Source organism: Mesorhizobium sp. WSM3626 (assembly GCF_000513935.1).
GTDB classification, from domain to species: Bacteria; Pseudomonadota; Alphaproteobacteria; order Rhizobiales; family Rhizobiaceae; genus Mesorhizobium; species Mesorhizobium salmacidum.
This window is the reverse complement of the sequence record NZ_AZUY01000002.1, coordinates 97513-111963: the sequence shown is the minus strand read 5'-3', so window position 1 is coordinate 111963 and position 14451 is coordinate 97513. Positions and strand designations below refer to the sequence as shown.

The following is a 14451-nucleotide window of genomic DNA, read 5'->3' as shown; positions in this document are numbered from 1 at the left end:
AAAACAAACTGCTACAGCGTCCGTCAAGCGCCCCTCGGGGCGGGCAGCAGATGCTGTAGGCAAATCACGGCCTGTGCCGGACCGGTATCGAGCGGACCTAGCCACACTACTCCAGTCATGGCAAGCAAGCGCCACATCGCCTCAGGCCGGTTTGAGCGTAAATTATGTCCGCTTCCGGGCAATATCTCGTGATAACGCATCCCCGGCGCCGGCACCGATATAGCGCCGGAACGCCTCCGGCCCAGCCCCTGCAAAGAAATCCTCCGAGGTGCCTGAGGCAGCGATGGTGCCATTGTCCAGAAACACCACCTTCTGCGCGATGCGGCGGGCATCCTGCGGCTGGTGCGTGACGAACAGCACCGTCATGCCACGCTCGGCATGGAGGCTGGCAACCAGGTCGAGCATGTCGTCGCGCAAGGCGGGCCCAAGCGAGGCGAAGGGTTCGTCGAGCAGCAGCACCGGGCGGTCACGCACCAGCACGCGGGCCAGGGCGACGCGCTGACGCTCGCCGCCCGAAAGCTCGCGCGGCAGCCGCTTCTCCTTGCCGGCAAGGCCGGTGCGCGCAAGGGCGCCCGCGATATCGGCGTGGTCGGTATCCGTCAGCCGCAACGATGGCGAACGGCCGAGCCCGACATTTTGCTGGACAGAAAGATGGGCGAAAAGATTGTTTTCCTGGAACACCATCGACACCGGCCGCATGGCCGGCGGGTCGCCACCGACGTCGGCCCCGCCGATCAGCACGCGGCCGGATCGCGGCGTCTCGAACCCGGCCACCAGATTGAGCAGCGTCGACTTTCCCGAACCGCTCGGCCCCATGATGGCGGTGATCCGCGTCGCGGTGAACTCGACATCGAAGGCGAACAACGCCCCGCCATAGCTGAACGAGACCTTGTCCAGCCGCACCGCAACCCCTTTGCCGTCAGCCGCCCCGTCAGACATCGCGGGCTATCCCCTTTCCCAGCCGGTCCGCTGCCAGCACGAGTGCCAGGCAGACAAGGCCCAGCAACAACGCCAGGCCGGCGGCGTCCTGCGTCCGGTAGCTGCCCATGCGCGCCAGGAGAAGGTAGGGCAAGGTCTGCACGGAATCACTGCCGAACAGGGCGATCACGCCGAGATCGCCAAGCGACAGCGCCATGGCGAAGGCAAAGGCGGTGGCGAGCGGCCGCCGCAGCGACGGCCAGTCGACCAGCCACAGCCTTGACCAGCCGGAAATGCCGAGCTGTGCGCAGAGCCGCTCGTGACGCTCGCTTGCCGCATCATAGGCGGGACGGACGGCGCGCAGCGCGAAAGGCATCGCCATGATGGCGTTGACGGTAACGACCATGAGCAGTGCGACAGCAAAGACATCGCCGAGATGGCGCAACAGAAGGAACCAGCCGGCGCCGATGACGATCGGCGGCACGACCAGCACAAAGCCGGCGCCGGTATCGGTGGCATGTTCGAGCAATGTCCTTGAGCCGGAGCGGCGGTTCAATGCCAGCGCCCTCCGCGCCATTGTGAGAGCCAGCGACAGCATCACCGAAAGCAACGCCGACAGGAACGCGAGCACGGCACTGGTCAGTGTCGCTTGCCGGACAGTGGCCTCACCGGCCAGCCGGCCGAGATCGGCGCCCAATCCGGCCGCTGCGGTCGCCGCCATGGGTCCCACGACGAACAGCAGCGCCAGCCCGATGAGCAGCGCATTCAGCACGGCCTCAGTCCTGTTGACCGAGAGATAGCGGCGCGGCGCGACCGGCAGGTTGGTGTCGCCGACGACATTGGCGCCAAGCCGGGTCAACGCCAGCACCACGACAAAGGTCAGCGCGATCTGCAACAATGTCAGCGCGACAGCCCGCGCGGGATCGAAATCGAAGCGCAATGCCTGATAGATGCCGACCTCCAGCGTCGTCGCGGCCGGTCCGCCGCCGAGCGTCAGCACGATGGTGAAGGATGTGATGCAGAGCATGAACACAAGTCCGGCGACACCAGGCAAGGCGGCCCGCAGCGTCGGCCATTCGATCAGCCGCAACGCCGGTCGCGCCCCCATGCCGAGCTGGCTCGCCAGCCGCCACTGGTCTGAGGGAACGGTTTGCAGCGCCTCCAGGAACAGGCGGGTAGCCAATGGCAGGTTGAAGAAGACATGGGCAACGAGAATGCCGGAGAGGCCGTAGATGCCCGGCCAACCCTGGCCGCCGACCCAGTTGGACAGGCCGGCGAAATAGCCGGCTCGGCCGTAGAGCGCCAGGATGCCGAGCGCCGCGACGATCGCCGGCAGCGCCAGCGGCACGGCGAAGAGCTGCAGGATGAAGGCGCGGCCGCGGAAACGTGGATGCCGCGACAGCGCCCGCGCCACCAACAGGGCAGGCCCGACCGAGAGCAGCGTCGACAGGGCCGCCTGCCAGAGTGTGAAGCGCACGACACGGAAGAGGTAAGGATCGAAGGCGGCCCAGGCGCCGGAAAAATCGTGGGCGCCTTCGGCGAGCAGCCCGGCAAAAGCGCCGCCGATCAGCAGCGAGGTCGCGGCAAGCGCGACAATGCCGGCTGTGATGCGGGGGTCAGAACGGGTTTGCACTGAGAACCAACGATCGACTTGGGAAACATTGTGTTCCTTGGCGGTCATCTCACGAGACTAGCCCACGAAACCTACTTGCTCATCACCGCCAGCCATTCGTCCACCCAGGCCTTGCGGTTGGCCGCGACTTCCTCGGGGCTGAACAGCAAGGTCTTGGTCGGCTTGACCAGTTTGTCGAAGGCAGGGTTGAGCGGCTTGTCGGTCTTGCCGGCCGGGAACATCCAGTTGGTCTCCGGGATGGCGTCCTGGAATTTCGGCCCAGTCATGAAAGCCATGAACTTGGCCGCCAGCGGGTTCTTGGCGCCTGTCGTGGTGATGCCGGCGACCTCGATCTGCAGATACTCGCCCTCTTCAAAGGATGCCGCCTGGTAGCGCTCGGTGTTCTCGGCGACCATGTGGTAGGCCGGCGAGGTGGTGTAGGACAGCACCATCGGCGCCTCGCCCTTGGTGAACAGGCCATAGGCCTCGCTCCAGCCCGGCGTCACGGTCAGCACCTTGGCCTTGAGCTTGGCCCAGGCTTCCGGCGCCTTGTCGCCATATACCGACTTCACCCACAACAGCAGGCCGAGACCGGGCGTCGACGTGCGCGGATCCTGAATGACGATCTTGTCATTGGCACTGCCCTCGACCAGGTCCTTCAGGGTTTTCGGCGGCGTCTTCAGCTTTTCGGTATCGTAGACGACAGCGAAATAGCCATAGTCGAAGGGGACGAAAGTATCGTCGCTCCAGCCGCCCGGCACATTGACATCGCTCACCGCGCCGTGCGGCGCGAACAGGCCCGACGCCTTGGCATCGGCGGTGAGATTGGTGTCGAGGCCGAGCACGATATCAGCCTTGGTCGAAGCGCCTTCCAGCTTGACGCGGTTGAGCAGCGCCACGCCATCGGCGACCGAGACGAACTCGACATCGCAGCCACATTCGGCCTCGAATTCCTTCTTCACCACCGGGCCTGGACCCCAGTCGGCGGTGAAGCTCTCATAGGTGTAGACGGTGAGCTTGTCCTTGGCCAAAGCCGGCCCGGACAGGGTCACTACCGTGGCCGCGATGAGGGAATATAAAAGCGTGCGCATCGGCGCCTCCTTCGTTTGCGTTGAAAGGAATTGAGGCGTCGGATTGTCCGAAACGTCTAATCCCTCCGCCGGTACAAACCGGATCAGGTTCAGCGGGTTGGCGAGACTGCCTCTCAGCCGGCCCGCGAAAATCGCGTCCGGCACCCCGTTAGAGCGTTTCGACACATAAGCCCGACCGATGGGACACGCAAGTGGGAGTTTGCCGCCTTCCGTTTCCCGTGCCGGGCTGGTAAGGGCGACGGGATATGAGCACATTCACCATCCTGCTTGGCGGCGATCTCATCCGCACGCCCCGGCTTGACCGCCAGGTCGAAGGCTCGCGCGTCATCGCCGCCGACGCCGGCATCGGCCACGCGCGGATGCTGGCCCTTGTTCCGGAACTGTGGGTCGGCGATTTCGATTCCGTGCCGCCCGATCTGCCCGCCCACCTGGCCGCTGTGCCCAGGCAGACCTTCCCGGCGGAAAAGGACAAGACCGACGGCGAACTGGCGATCGCGGCGGCCCTTGAACGCGGGGCGACGCGCCTTGTGCTGGCGGGCGCTTTCGGCGGCAAGCGTGCCGACCACGCCTTCCTGCATCTGGCGCTTGGCCTGCGGCTGGCCGAGGCCGGAACGGATGTGCTTCTGACCAGCGGTGCCCAGGAAGCTGTCCCCTTGCTGCTCGGCATGGCCAGCTTCGATTATGCCGACGGCACGCTGTTTTCGATCCTTGGCTTCTCCGAACTCTCCGGCCTGACCGTCACCGGCGCCAAATGGCCGCTCGACAAGGTCGAGGTGGCTTTCGGTTCGTCGCTAACCATTTCCAACGAGGTCAAGGGCCGCCTCGACATCGCGCTTGGCCATGGTCGAGCGCTGCTGCTCGCCCATCCCTATCCATTGCCCGAAAGCTGACATGGCCCCGCCTCTTCTCAATCTCGACGGGATAAAGCTGACCTTTGGCGGCACGCCGCTGCTCGACGGCGCAGCCTTGTCCGCGTCGGCCGGCGACAAGATCGCGCTGGTCGGCCGCAACGGGTCCGGCAAGTCGACGCTGCTCAAGATCGCCGCCGGCCTGATCGAACCGCAGGACGGCGAGGTGTTCCGCCAGCCTTCCGCGACAGTGCGCTATCTGCCGCAAATGCCCGACATGGAGGGTTTTGCCACCGTGCGGGCCTATGTCGAGGCAGGGCTCGGCCCGGCCGACGATCCCTACCGCGCCAGCTATCTGATGGAGCATCTCGGCCTGTCGGGCGAGGAACGGCCAGGCGACCTGTCCGGCGGCGAGGCCAGGCGCGCCGCGCTTGCCCGTGTCATGGCGCCAGAGCCCGACATCCTGCTACTTGATGAGCCGACGAACCATCTTGATCTGTCGGTGATCGAATGGCTGGAAGAGGAGCTCGTCCGGACTTCCTCGGCGCTCATCGTCATTTCGCATGACCGCCGCTTCCTTGAACGCGTGTCGCGCGCCACCGTCTGGCTCGACCGTGGCCAGACCCGCAGGCTGGACAAGGGCTTTGGCCATTTCGAGGAATGGCGCGACATGGTGCTGGAAGAGGAAGAGCGCGAGCAGCACAAGCTCGGCCGCCAGATCGTGCGCGAGGAGCACTGGCTGCGTTATGGCGTGACGGCGCGGCGCAAGCGCAACATGCGCCGATTGGGCGAACTGCAGACCATGCGCCAGCGCTTTCGCGGCCATCGCGGCGCCGAAGGCTCCGCGTCCATGGTGGCAAGCGACGCCGCCGAATCCGGCAAGCTGGTGATCGAAGCCAAGAACATCGAGAAGAGCTTTGGTGATCTCACCGTGGTCAAGGGGTTCTCGACCCGCATCCAGCGCGGCGACCGCGTCGGTCTTGTCGGGCCGAACGGCGCCGGCAAGACGACACTTCTGAAGATGCTGACCGGCGAATTGGCGCCGGATGCCGGATCGGTGCGGCTCGGCACCAATCTGGAAATCGCCACGCTTGACCAAAAACGCGAGGCGGTCGATCCGCAGGAGACGCTGGCGCAATATCTGACGGACGGGCGCGGCGAGAACCTGGTCATCAATGGCGAGCAGCGCCATGTCGTCTCCTACATGAAGGATTTCCTGTTCAAGCCGGAACAGGCCCGCACCCCTGTGCGTGAGCTTTCCGGTGGCGAGCGGGCGCGGCTGATCCTGGCGCGCGTGCTGGCACGGCCGGCGAACCTTCTGGTGCTCGATGAGCCGACCAACGATCTCGACATGGAGACACTGGAACTGCTGCAGGAACTGGTTGCCGGTTTTGCCGGCACCGTCATCCTGGTCAGCCACGACCGCGATTTCCTCGACCGTACCGTCACCAGCATCATCGCGCCGGACGGCGGCGGCCGCTGGGTCGAATATGCCGGCGGCTATTCCGACATGCTGGCGCAACGCGGCGGCACCAGGCTGGACGACCGAAAAGCGCGTGCCAAGGCCGAAGCCGGCGATGTGCCCACGCCGGGCAGGAGCGAGCCGGCAGCGCAGAAAGGGCCGGCGAAGAAACTGTCGTTCAAGCAGAAGTTCGCCTTGGAGTCCCTACCCAAGAAAATCGAGGCGGTGACCGCATCGATCTCGCGGCTGGAGAACAACATCGCCGACCCGGCCTATTACGAGCGCGACCCGGCCTCGTTCCAGAAGACGATCGCCGCCCTCGACAAGGAGCGTGCCACGTTGGCGGCGCTCGAGGAAGAATGGCTGGAGTTGGAGATGCTGCGGGAAGAGATGGAAGGGTAGGTCCGCCTGCGGTCGGGGCAGCTTGATTTTATTGCCTCCATGTCGGAATGCGCATATATTATGCGCATGTTGCGGAGGCTACCATGCGTAAGATTGCCTTGAATGCGGTCCGTCAGCCAGCAAATCTGTCGATCGACTCGAACCTCATGAGGGAAGCCAAGGGGCTTGATGTGAATGTCTCGCGCGCTGCGGAGGCCGGGATCGCGGAAGCGGTGGCGGCCGAAAAGACGAGGCTGTGGAAGCTTGAGAACCGCCCCACGATAGATGCGTGGAACGACTACATCGACAAAAACGGCATACCGTTGGAAGAGCACCGGCAGTTCTGATGCCCCGCTATGATGTCTTCGCCGGGCGTGTCGAAGGCAATTATTTGCTCGACGTTCAATCCGACCTGCTCGACAATTTCAAAACGCGGGTAGTCATCCCGCTACTGCCGGTCGCAACGGTGCCGCCACCGATGCGAAAGCTTCATCCGATCTTCGACATCAACGGCCGGAAGCTGGTTATGGCGACACACCTGATTGCTACCGTTCCGGCAAGCGAACTGGGCGAAAGTCGGCTGAACCTGACGAAGCATCATGACGAGATCGTTGCTGCGCTCGACATGCTGTTCCAAGGCTTCTGAGCCGAGACGGACCTGAACTCAACCCGCCGTCTTGGCCTGCCAGGCCTTGATCGCCTCGTCGAACACCTTCTCGCCGGGAATGCCCTTTTCCATGGTCAGCAAGGCCCGCCGTCCGGTCTTGTAGACCACCGGCACGTCGATCCAGTCCTGGCCGCGCAAGAGAGTCATGTTGGCGTCTTCGTCGGCCTTGGTGTCGTTGAGCGCGACGAGGAAGAAGCCGTCGGCGATCTTGGCCGGGATGCCGATCAGCGGGCTGCCGGCATCCTGTTCGGAGCTCTTCATGGCGACGCGCAATATGTTATCGACGCCGCCGCCCTCGAAGCCGTCGGGCGTCAGGAAGATCATCTCGATGATGTGGCTCGCCGGCAGGGTCTGGTCGGTGTTGCGACGAATGGTCATGCGCAGCTGGATGTCCTTGCCGGGAATGGTCGCCTCGGCACGGATCGCCGGCTCGGGCGGCAGGTCGCCGCCGGGCGATTCCTGCACCAGCGACCAGACGATGCTGCCGGGCTCGGCCGAACCCTGCGCGGTGCTGGTGCGCTCCTCATAGAAGATCGCCTTCTGGCCGACCGGAACCGCGGTCTGCGCCGCAGCCGCGGCCGGTGCCGCCGGCGTCGCGCCTGCCGGTGCCGTCGGCGTGGCGCCTGCCGGCGCGGGCGGCGTTGCGCCTGCCGGCGCGGGCGGCGGCGTGGCGGCGGCATCGGCCGGGGCCGCGGGCGCGGTTCCATTGGCGGGTGGTGTCGCGGGCGGGGTGCCCGCCGCGGGCGTGGTTGCGGCAGGCGTGCCTGCCGCAGGCGTACCGGCAGCCGGCGTATTGGCAGCCGGCGCGGGAAGCGCCGGCGCTGCCGTGGCCGGCGTATTCGTTGCCGTTGGCGGCGTCGTCAGCGCGGCGACGGATTCGCCCTCGCCTATGCCGCTCTGCCCACCCGCCGGGCCGGGATCGGTTTCGCCGCCTTCAGGCGTCAGCCGCTGCGTGAATTTCGTGCCTTCGGCGCCCGTCGCGGGCGCCGGTGGCGCGGCCGCGGCATCGGTTGCCGGCTTGGCCGGCTTGGCCGGCGTCGTTTTCACAGGTTCCGTCTTGGCAACGACCTTGCTGCCGTCCAGGCCCAGCATCCTGCCGAAGGCGTCCTTGTTCAGCCAGATGCCGTAACCGCCGCCGGCAACGACCAGCAATGCGACGACGGCGGCGATCAGCCCGCCATAGCTGCGCTTGCGTTCAGCCGGGCGCGAACGCTCGAAAGTGTCGGCGCCCGCCGGCGCTTCGTCATCGGCAAAGACATCGTCCTGGTCGTCGTCCCGATTCGCATCCATCCCCGGCAAGGTCTTTTCCGAAAAGTCCGGAGCGGGCTGCACTGGCGTCGGCCTTTGCCAGCCTGGCTCGGATTTGGCGGCTGGAGCAGGCCGGTAGGGCTCGGGATTCGCCACGGGCTGCGCCGGTTTGTACGGCTCCGGGCTGGCCGCGGCAGGGGCGGGCCGATACGGAGACGAAGCGGGAACCGGTTCGGCCTTGACTGGCTGCTTGACGTGGCTCGACTGGTTCTTGTTACGGTCGATGGAGGAAAAGATGTGTTCCAGTTCCGCGAGCGGATCCGTCTCCGGAACGCTTTTGACGTACTCACGCTCGACGCCGGCAATGGCGTCGTCCAGCGAGCGTTTCTGTTTGTCTATGGCCTCGGGAGCCAGCGGCGGCGAATATTCCGCAAGCTTCTTCGCCAGCATGGCGCGAACGCTGTTATAGATGCGCGTACGCTTCTCGGGCGTCTCGTCGCCGTGCTTCTCGAACGCGTTTTTCAGAACAGCAACGAAATCTGCCATGCTTCAGTCGACCTGTATTTTGCCTCCGCGCCGGCCCCCGCAAATCAGCCGCGATGCCCGGAAAGGCTTCAGAAACTAGTCTTGAAACGGATCGGTCACAAGTATCGTGTCGTCCCGTTCCGGGCTGGTGGAGAGGAGCGCGACCGGCGCGCCGATCAACTCCTCTATGTATCGGACATATTTGACGGCCTGGGCCGGAAGATCGTTCCAGCTGCGTGCGCCGGCGGTGGTGCCTTTCCAGCCTTCCAGCGTCTCGTAGATGGGTTCGACGCGGGCCTGCGCGCCCTGGCTTGCCGGCAGATAGTCGATCGTCTCGCCGTCGAGCCTGTAGCCGGTACAGACCTTGATCTCGTCCAGCCCGTCGAGCACGTCGAGCTTGGTCAGCGCGATGCCCTTGATGCCGTTGACGGCGACCGCCTGGCGCACCAGCACCGCGTCGAACCAGCCGCAGCGGCGCTTGCGCCCGGTGACGACACCGAATTCATGGCCGCGCGTGCCGAGGAACTCGCCGACCTCGTTCTTCTGCTCGGTCGGGAACGGACCTTCGCCGACGCGCGTCGTGTAGGCCTTGGTGATGCCGAGCACGTAGCCGATAGCGCCCGGGCCGACGCCGGAGCCGGCTGCGGCCTGGCCGGCGACCGTGTTGGACGAGGTGACGAACGGATAGGTGCCGTGGTCGATGTCGAGCAGCGTGCCTTGCGCGCCCTCGAACAGGATGCGCTCGCCGGCGCGGCGCTTGTCGTCGAGCACCTTCCAGACGCGATCCATATAGGGCAGGATGCTGTTCGCGACCGAGGTCAATTCCTGCATGATCGCGTCATGCGTGACTTCGGCATGGCCGAGCCCGCGACGCAGCGCATTGTGGTGCGTCAGCAGCCTGTCGACCTTCAGGGGCAAAGTTTCCAAATCCGCCAGATCCATCACCCGAACCGCGCGCCGGCCCACCTTGTCCTCGTAGGCGGGGCCGATACCGCGTCGGGTCGTGCCAATCTTCGTTCCGGAATTCGAAGCGGCATCCTCGCGGAATCCGTCCAGTTCCCGGTGGACGGACAGGATAAGCGCCGTGTTTTCGGCTATTTTCAGGCGATCCGGCGTCACTTCCACGCCCTGCGCCTTGAGCTTCTCCACTTCGGCGACGAAAGCATGCGGATCGAAGACCACGCCATTGCCGATGATGGACAGCTTGCCTTCCCGCACGACGCCCGAAGGCAGCAGCGACAGCTTGTAGACCTTACCGTCGACGACCAGCGTATGACCGGCATTGTGGCCGCCCTGGAAACGCACCACCACATCGGCACGCTCCGACAGCCAGTCGACGATCTTGCCCTTGCCTTCGTCGCCCCATTGCGAGCCGACGACCACCACATTGGCCATGTTTCTTTTCCCTTGAGACGCCGCCGCGCGGCTTGGATATGGTTCGAAACGACAGGCCTCTATAGCGTCAAGACCTCGCGAGTGCGACCTTTCTTTGCCGCCAAAAATGCCCTGAGGCACAACAATTTCCGGCTTTGACATCATTTACTTGGACTGGTGGGGGCAATAGGCCGGCAAACACCGCAGCCCATCCCGCGGCCGGAAGCCCGCGATGCATCGAAGCGCCTACATATTCCTGCTGCTCACCACCTTGCTGTGGGGCGGCAATTCGGTGGCCGGCAAGCTGGCGGTCGACCACGTCTCGCCAATGACGCTGGTCTTCCTGCGCTGGATGCTGGCCGTGGCGATCCTGCTGCCGATCGGCTGGCGCACGATCCAGGAGGATTGGCATGTCGTGCGCAGGCACTGGTTCGTGCTGGCGGCGCTGGGCGCCAGCGGCTTCACCCTGTTCAACACCATCTTCTACACCGCGCTGAATTACACCACGGCGATCAATGTCTCGATCGAACAGGCGGCGATGCCGATCCTGATCATGACAGCCAATTTCGTTTTCTTCCGCCTGCGCGTGAACTGGGCGCAGATCGCCGGGGTGGCGCTGACCATCTTCGGCGTCATCCTGACGGCCTGTCATGGCGATCCCCGCCGGCTGCTGACGCTGGAACTCAATTTCGGAGACGCCATCATGCTGGTCGCGGTCGTTCTCTACAGCGGCTATTCGGTCGGGTTGCGGCTGAAGCCGGCGATGCGCTGGCAGAGCCTGATGCTGGCCATGTCGTTCGCCGCGCTCATCACCTCGCTGCCCTTCTTCCTGTGGGAAGCCGCCGCCGGCAAGGTGATCGTGCCCGATACGCGCGGCTGGGCTGTCATCGTCTACACGGCGATCGGCGCTTCGGTGATCTCGCAGATAACATATATCAGGGGCAACGAGCTCATCGGCGCCAACCGCGCTGGCCTGTTCATCAATCTGGTGCCGATCTTCGGCACGCTGCTTTCGGTGCTGATCGTTGGGGAGACCTTTCAGCTCTATCAGGCGCTGGCATTGGTTCTCGTTCTGGGCGGCATCGGGCTCGCCGAACACAGCGGGCGCAAGATGGCTTCTGGCCAGAGCAATTCCAGGAAGCGCGCGTAGCACTTTCCCTAGGGATTGCCATGTAAAGAGTTGAAGCGGTTCGGCGATTCCATCAAACATTGAACCGCCGACTAGAGGCCTCCAAATCATGCCATCGTCGGCAACGGCGCATCCGCCGGGCGGTTCCAGCGGTCATGGAAACGCCCCGCGTGCATGCCGGCAAACGGGGCGTCGTGTGCTTGTCACCTGGGGAGGTGCGGAGAGCTAGATCCCGCCCACGTCGAACTGGAGGCGCTTTGCCGAGTCGATCGACATGTGGCCTCGCACCTGCTCCAGCACTTTTTCCGGGAACGGCGCGTCGAGATAGAGCAGCGCGATGGCGTCGCCGCCGGGTCGGTTGCGGCCAAGCTGGAAGTTGGCGATGTTGACGCCATTCTCGCCGCACACCGTGCCGAGCAGCCCGATGATGCCTGGTGCGTCGGCATTGGTCGTATAGAGCATGTGCTGGCCGACCTCGGCGTCGAGATTGATGCCCTTGATCTGAATGAAGCGCGGCTTGCCGTCGGAGAAGCAGGTGCCGGCGATCGAGCGGGTCCTGTGCTCGGTCTTGACGGTGAGCTTGATATAGCCGTCGAAGACGCCCGACTTGTCGCGCTTGACCTCGGCGACGATGATGCCACGCTCCTTCACCATGATCGGCGCCGAGACCATGTTGACGTCGGCGACCTGCGGCCGGATCAGTCCGGCAAGGGCGGCACTGATCAGCGCACGGGTGTTCATCGTCGCGGTCGAGCCGTCGAACAATATCTCGACCTCGCTGATCGGATCCTCGGTGACCTGTCCGACAAAGGCGCCGAGCACTTCGGCGAGCTTGACGAACGGCTTCAGCCGCGGCGCCTCTTCCGCTGTGATCGAGGGCATGTTGATGGCGTTGGAGACCGCGCCCTTGATCAGGTAGTCGGCCATCTGCTCGGCGACCTGCAGTGCGACATTCTCCTGCGCTTCCGCCGTCGAGGCGCCAAGGTGTGGTGTTGCCACCACGTTCTCCATGCCGAACAGCGCATTCTGCTCCGCTGGCTCGACCTCGAACACGTCGATGCCGGCGCCCGCCACCTTGCCGCTCTTCAGCGCCGCGACCAGGTCGGCCTCGACCACCAGCCCGCCACGGGCGCAGTTGATGATGCGCACGCCATTCTTCATCTTGGCGATGGCTGCCGCATCGATGATGTTGCGGGTCTTGTCGGTCAGCGGCGTGTGCAGGGTGATGAAGTCGGCGCGGGCGAAGAGTTCGTCCAGTTCCACCTTGTCGACGCCGAGTTCCTCGGCGCGCTTATCCGACAGGAAAGGGTCGAAGGCGATGACATGCATCTTTAGCCCGACGCCGCGCGTGGCGACGATCGAACCGATGTTGCCGCAGCCGATGATGCCCAGCGTCTTGCCGGTGATCTCGACGCCCATGAAGCGGTTCTTCTCCCATTTGCCGGCATGGGTCGAAGCGTTGGCTTCCGGGATCTGGCGGGCGAGCGCGAAGATCATCGCCACGGCGTGTTCGGCCGTCGTGATCGAATTGCCGAAGGGCGTGTTCATCACGATGATACCCTTGCGGCTTGCCGCCGGGATATCGACATTGTCGACGCCGATGCCGGCGCGGCCGATGACCTTGAGATTGGTGGCGGCGTTGATCAGCTTCTCGGTGACCTTGGTCGCCGAGCGGATGGCGAGGCCGTCATAGCGGCCGATCACTTCGAGCAGCTTTTCCTTGTCCTTGCCGAGATCGGGCAGATAGTCGACCTCGACGCCGCGATCCTTGAAGATCTGCACGGCCGTGGGAGAGAGTTTGTCAGAGACGAGAACGCGGGGCGCCATGGCGGCCTCCTTGAAAATGGGATTGATCCGGGAATGGGCGGCCCTCGGGCCGCCACGGAGAGTTTCAGGCAGCCGCTTTCAGCGACGCCTTCTGGCTGGCAAAAGCCCAATCGAGCCAGGGCATCAGCGCTTCGAGATCGGAGGCCTCGACGGTTGCGCCGCACCAGATGCGCAATCCTGGCGGAGCATCGCGATAGGAACCGATGTCGTAGGCGACGCCTTCCTTGTCGAGCATCGAGACAAGCCCCTTGGCGAACGCCGCCTGCCCATCAGCGTCGAGCGCCGCGACATCCGGGTCGCTGAAGGACAGGCAGACCGACGTGTTCGATCGTGTCGCCGGCGCGACGGCGAGATGGCCGAGCCAGGATGAGCTTTCCACGAACCGGTCGAGCATGGCGGCATTGGCATCCGCCCTGGCAATCAGCGCATCGAGGCCGCCGATCGACTTCGCCCAGTTCAACGCGTCGAGATAGTCCTCGACGCAAAGCATCGACGGCGTGTTGATGGTTTCGCCCTTGAAGATGCCCTCGATCAGCTTGCCGCCCGAGGTCAGGCGGAAGATTTTCGGCAACGGCCATGAAGGCTTGTAGCTCTCCAGCCGCGCGACGGCACGTGGCGACAGGATCAGCATGCCATGCGCGCCCTCGCCGCCCAACACCTTCTGCCAGGAGAAGGTCACGACATCGAGTTTTTCGAAATCGAGCCTTTGCGCGAAGGCTGCGGAAGTAGCGTCGCAGATGGTCAGGCCCTTGCGATCGGCGGGAATGAAGCCGCCGTCCGGCACGCGCACGCCCGAGGTCGTGCCGTTCCAGGTGAAGACCACATCGCGATCGAAATCAATCCTGGTCAGATCCGGCAGTGCGCCGTAGCCGGCTTCGATCTTGCGGACATCGGCGAGTTTCAGCTGCTTGACCACGTCGGTGACCCAGCCGGAGCCGAAGCTTTCCCAGGCGACCATGTCGACGCCGCGCTCGCCGAGCAGTGACCACAGCGCCATTTCGACGGCACCTGTGTCGGAGGCCGGCACGATGCCGATGCGGTATTCGGCCGGGACCTTGAGAATCTCGCGCGTCAACGCGATCGCCTGCTCGAGCTTGGTCTTGCCGATCTTGGCGCGATGGGAACGGCCGAGCGCGGCGGATTTCAGCGCCTCGACCGACCAGCCGGGACGTTTTGCGCAGGGACCTGAGGAAAAATTGGGATTTGCCGGACGGAGTCCGGGCTTCGCATGCGTCGTCATCGTGGTCTATCCTTCCAGATAGTGGCCCCTCGTTGGGGAGGGGTGGCCCACGGACGGCGATATGCGTTCAGGCCTCGGGCGTCAAGAGGAAAGTTTTTGTCGCTGCCGGGATACCAGACGCATGTCGCC

12 protein-coding genes and 1 riboswitch are annotated in these 14451 nt (G+C 64.6%); of the genes, 5 read left to right on the top strand and 7 right to left on the bottom strand.

Annotated elements, in window-relative coordinates; translation table 11 throughout:
* Nucleotides 1-162: 162 nt before the first annotated feature.
* The 3 genes from thiQ to thiB are packed head-to-tail and all read right to left on the bottom strand — an operon-like array spanning nucleotide 163 to nucleotide 3621.
* Entirely contained in the window at nucleotides 163-939 is a 777-nt protein-coding gene (gene thiQ, locus M653_RS0102230; RefSeq protein ID WP_027141822.1) for a thiamine ABC transporter ATP-binding protein, read from the bottom strand.
* The gene (gene thiP / locus M653_RS0102225) at nucleotides 932-2599 is read right to left on the bottom strand and encodes a thiamine/thiamine pyrophosphate ABC transporter permease (protein ID WP_051442593.1); all 1668 of its coding nucleotides are present in this window, start codon (nucleotides 2597-2599) and stop codon (nucleotides 932-934) included. The genes thiQ and thiP overlap by 8 nt, the downstream gene beginning before the upstream one ends.
* 23 nt (nucleotides 2600-2622) lie before the next feature.
* Complete coding sequence (gene thiB, locus M653_RS0102220; RefSeq protein ID WP_027141820.1) at nucleotides 2623-3621, bottom strand: thiamine ABC transporter substrate binding subunit; 999 nt, start codon at nucleotides 3619-3621, stop codon at nucleotides 2623-2625.
* Nucleotides 3622-3664: 43 nt separating this feature from the next.
* Nucleotides 3665-3779, bottom strand: a riboswitch (TPP riboswitch).
* An 87-nt stretch (nucleotides 3780-3866) separates the two neighbouring features.
* Here thiB and M653_RS0102215 point away from each other — a divergent pair.
* From M653_RS0102215 to M653_RS0102200, 4 genes are all read left to right on the top strand, one after another.
* Complete coding sequence (locus M653_RS0102215) at nucleotides 3867-4511, top strand: thiamine diphosphokinase (RefSeq protein WP_027141819.1); 645 nt, start codon at nucleotides 3867-3869, stop codon at nucleotides 4509-4511.
* Between the two features lies 1 nt (nucleotide 4512).
* Nucleotides 4513-6333: an ABC-F family ATP-binding cassette domain-containing protein gene (locus M653_RS0102210; RefSeq protein WP_027141818.1), complete on the top strand. Its 1821-nt coding sequence runs from the start codon at nucleotides 4513-4515 to the stop codon at nucleotides 6331-6333.
* Between the two features lie 83 nt (nucleotides 6334-6416).
* Complete coding sequence (locus M653_RS0102205; protein ID WP_027141817.1) at nucleotides 6417-6659, top strand: type II toxin-antitoxin system CcdA family antitoxin; 243 nt, start codon at nucleotides 6417-6419, stop codon at nucleotides 6657-6659.
* Nucleotides 6659-6958, top strand: coding sequence for a CcdB family protein (locus M653_RS0102200; protein ID WP_027141816.1), 300 nt, complete (start codon nucleotides 6659-6661; stop codon nucleotides 6956-6958). Before M653_RS0102205 ends, M653_RS0102200 begins: the two co-directional genes overlap by 1 nt.
* Before the next feature lie 18 nt (nucleotides 6959-6976).
* On the opposite strand, the gene M653_RS0102195 is transcribed toward M653_RS0102200, so the two are convergent.
* Nucleotides 6977-8773, bottom strand: coding sequence for a hypothetical protein (locus tag M653_RS0102195; protein ID WP_027141815.1), 1797 nt, complete (start codon nucleotides 8771-8773; stop codon nucleotides 6977-6979).
* A 75-nt stretch (nucleotides 8774-8848) separates the two neighbouring features.
* Nucleotides 8849-10147 carry an adenylosuccinate synthase gene (locus tag M653_RS0102190; protein ID WP_027141814.1) on the bottom strand — a complete coding sequence of 433 codons (1299 nt, stop codon included), beginning with the start codon at nucleotides 10145-10147 and terminating at the stop codon, nucleotides 8849-8851.
* A gap of 211 nt (nucleotides 10148-10358) precedes the next feature.
* Here M653_RS0102190 and M653_RS0102185 point away from each other — a divergent pair, with 211 nt between their 5' ends.
* On the top strand, nucleotides 10359-11276 hold the full coding sequence (locus M653_RS0102185; RefSeq protein ID WP_027141813.1) for a DMT family transporter: 918 nt from the start codon (nucleotides 10359-10361) through the stop codon (nucleotides 11274-11276).
* A 204-nt stretch (nucleotides 11277-11480) separates the two neighbouring features.
* On the opposite strand, the gene serA is transcribed toward M653_RS0102185, so the two are convergent.
* The gene (gene serA / locus M653_RS0102180) at nucleotides 11481-13082 is read right to left on the bottom strand and encodes a phosphoglycerate dehydrogenase (RefSeq protein WP_027141812.1); all 1602 of its coding nucleotides are present in this window, start codon (nucleotides 13080-13082) and stop codon (nucleotides 11481-11483) included.
* A gap of 64 nt (nucleotides 13083-13146) precedes the next feature.
* Nucleotides 13147-14322: a phosphoserine transaminase gene (locus M653_RS0102175; RefSeq protein ID WP_027141811.1), complete on the bottom strand. Its 1176-nt coding sequence runs from the start codon at nucleotides 14320-14322 to the stop codon at nucleotides 13147-13149.
* Between the last annotated feature and the right edge of the window lie 129 nt (nucleotides 14323-14451).

Coding starts and splice junctions, on each gene's coding strand:
- thiQ (WP_027141822.1), bottom strand. CDS start 939: ATGTCTGACGGGGCGGCTGACGGCAAAGGGGTTGCGGTGCGGCTGGAC.
- thiP (WP_051442593.1), bottom strand. CDS start 2,599: ATGACCGCCAAGGAACACAATGTTTCCCAAGTCGATCGTTGGTTCTCA.
- thiB (WP_027141820.1), bottom strand. CDS start 3,621: ATGCGCACGCTTTTATATTCCCTCATCGCGGCCACGGTAGTGACCCTG.
- M653_RS0102215 (WP_027141819.1), top strand. CDS start 3,867: ATGAGCACATTCACCATCCTGCTTGGCGGCGATCTCATCCGCACGCCC.
- M653_RS0102210 (WP_027141818.1), top strand. CDS start 4,513: ATGGCCCCGCCTCTTCTCAATCTCGACGGGATAAAGCTGACCTTTGGC.
- M653_RS0102205 (WP_027141817.1), top strand. CDS start 6,417: ATGCGTAAGATTGCCTTGAATGCGGTCCGTCAGCCAGCAAATCTGTCG.
- M653_RS0102200 (WP_027141816.1), top strand. CDS start 6,659: ATGCCCCGCTATGATGTCTTCGCCGGGCGTGTCGAAGGCAATTATTTG.
- M653_RS0102195 (WP_027141815.1), bottom strand. CDS start 8,773: ATGGCAGATTTCGTTGCTGTTCTGAAAAACGCGTTCGAGAAGCACGGC.
- M653_RS0102190 (WP_027141814.1), bottom strand. CDS start 10,147: ATGGCCAATGTGGTGGTCGTCGGCTCGCAATGGGGCGACGAAGGCAAG.
- M653_RS0102185 (WP_027141813.1), top strand. CDS start 10,359: ATGCATCGAAGCGCCTACATATTCCTGCTGCTCACCACCTTGCTGTGG.
- serA (WP_027141812.1), bottom strand. CDS start 13,082: ATGGCGCCCCGCGTTCTCGTCTCTGACAAACTCTCTCCCACGGCCGTG.
- M653_RS0102175 (WP_027141811.1), bottom strand. CDS start 14,322: ATGACGACGCATGCGAAGCCCGGACTCCGTCCGGCAAATCCCAATTTT.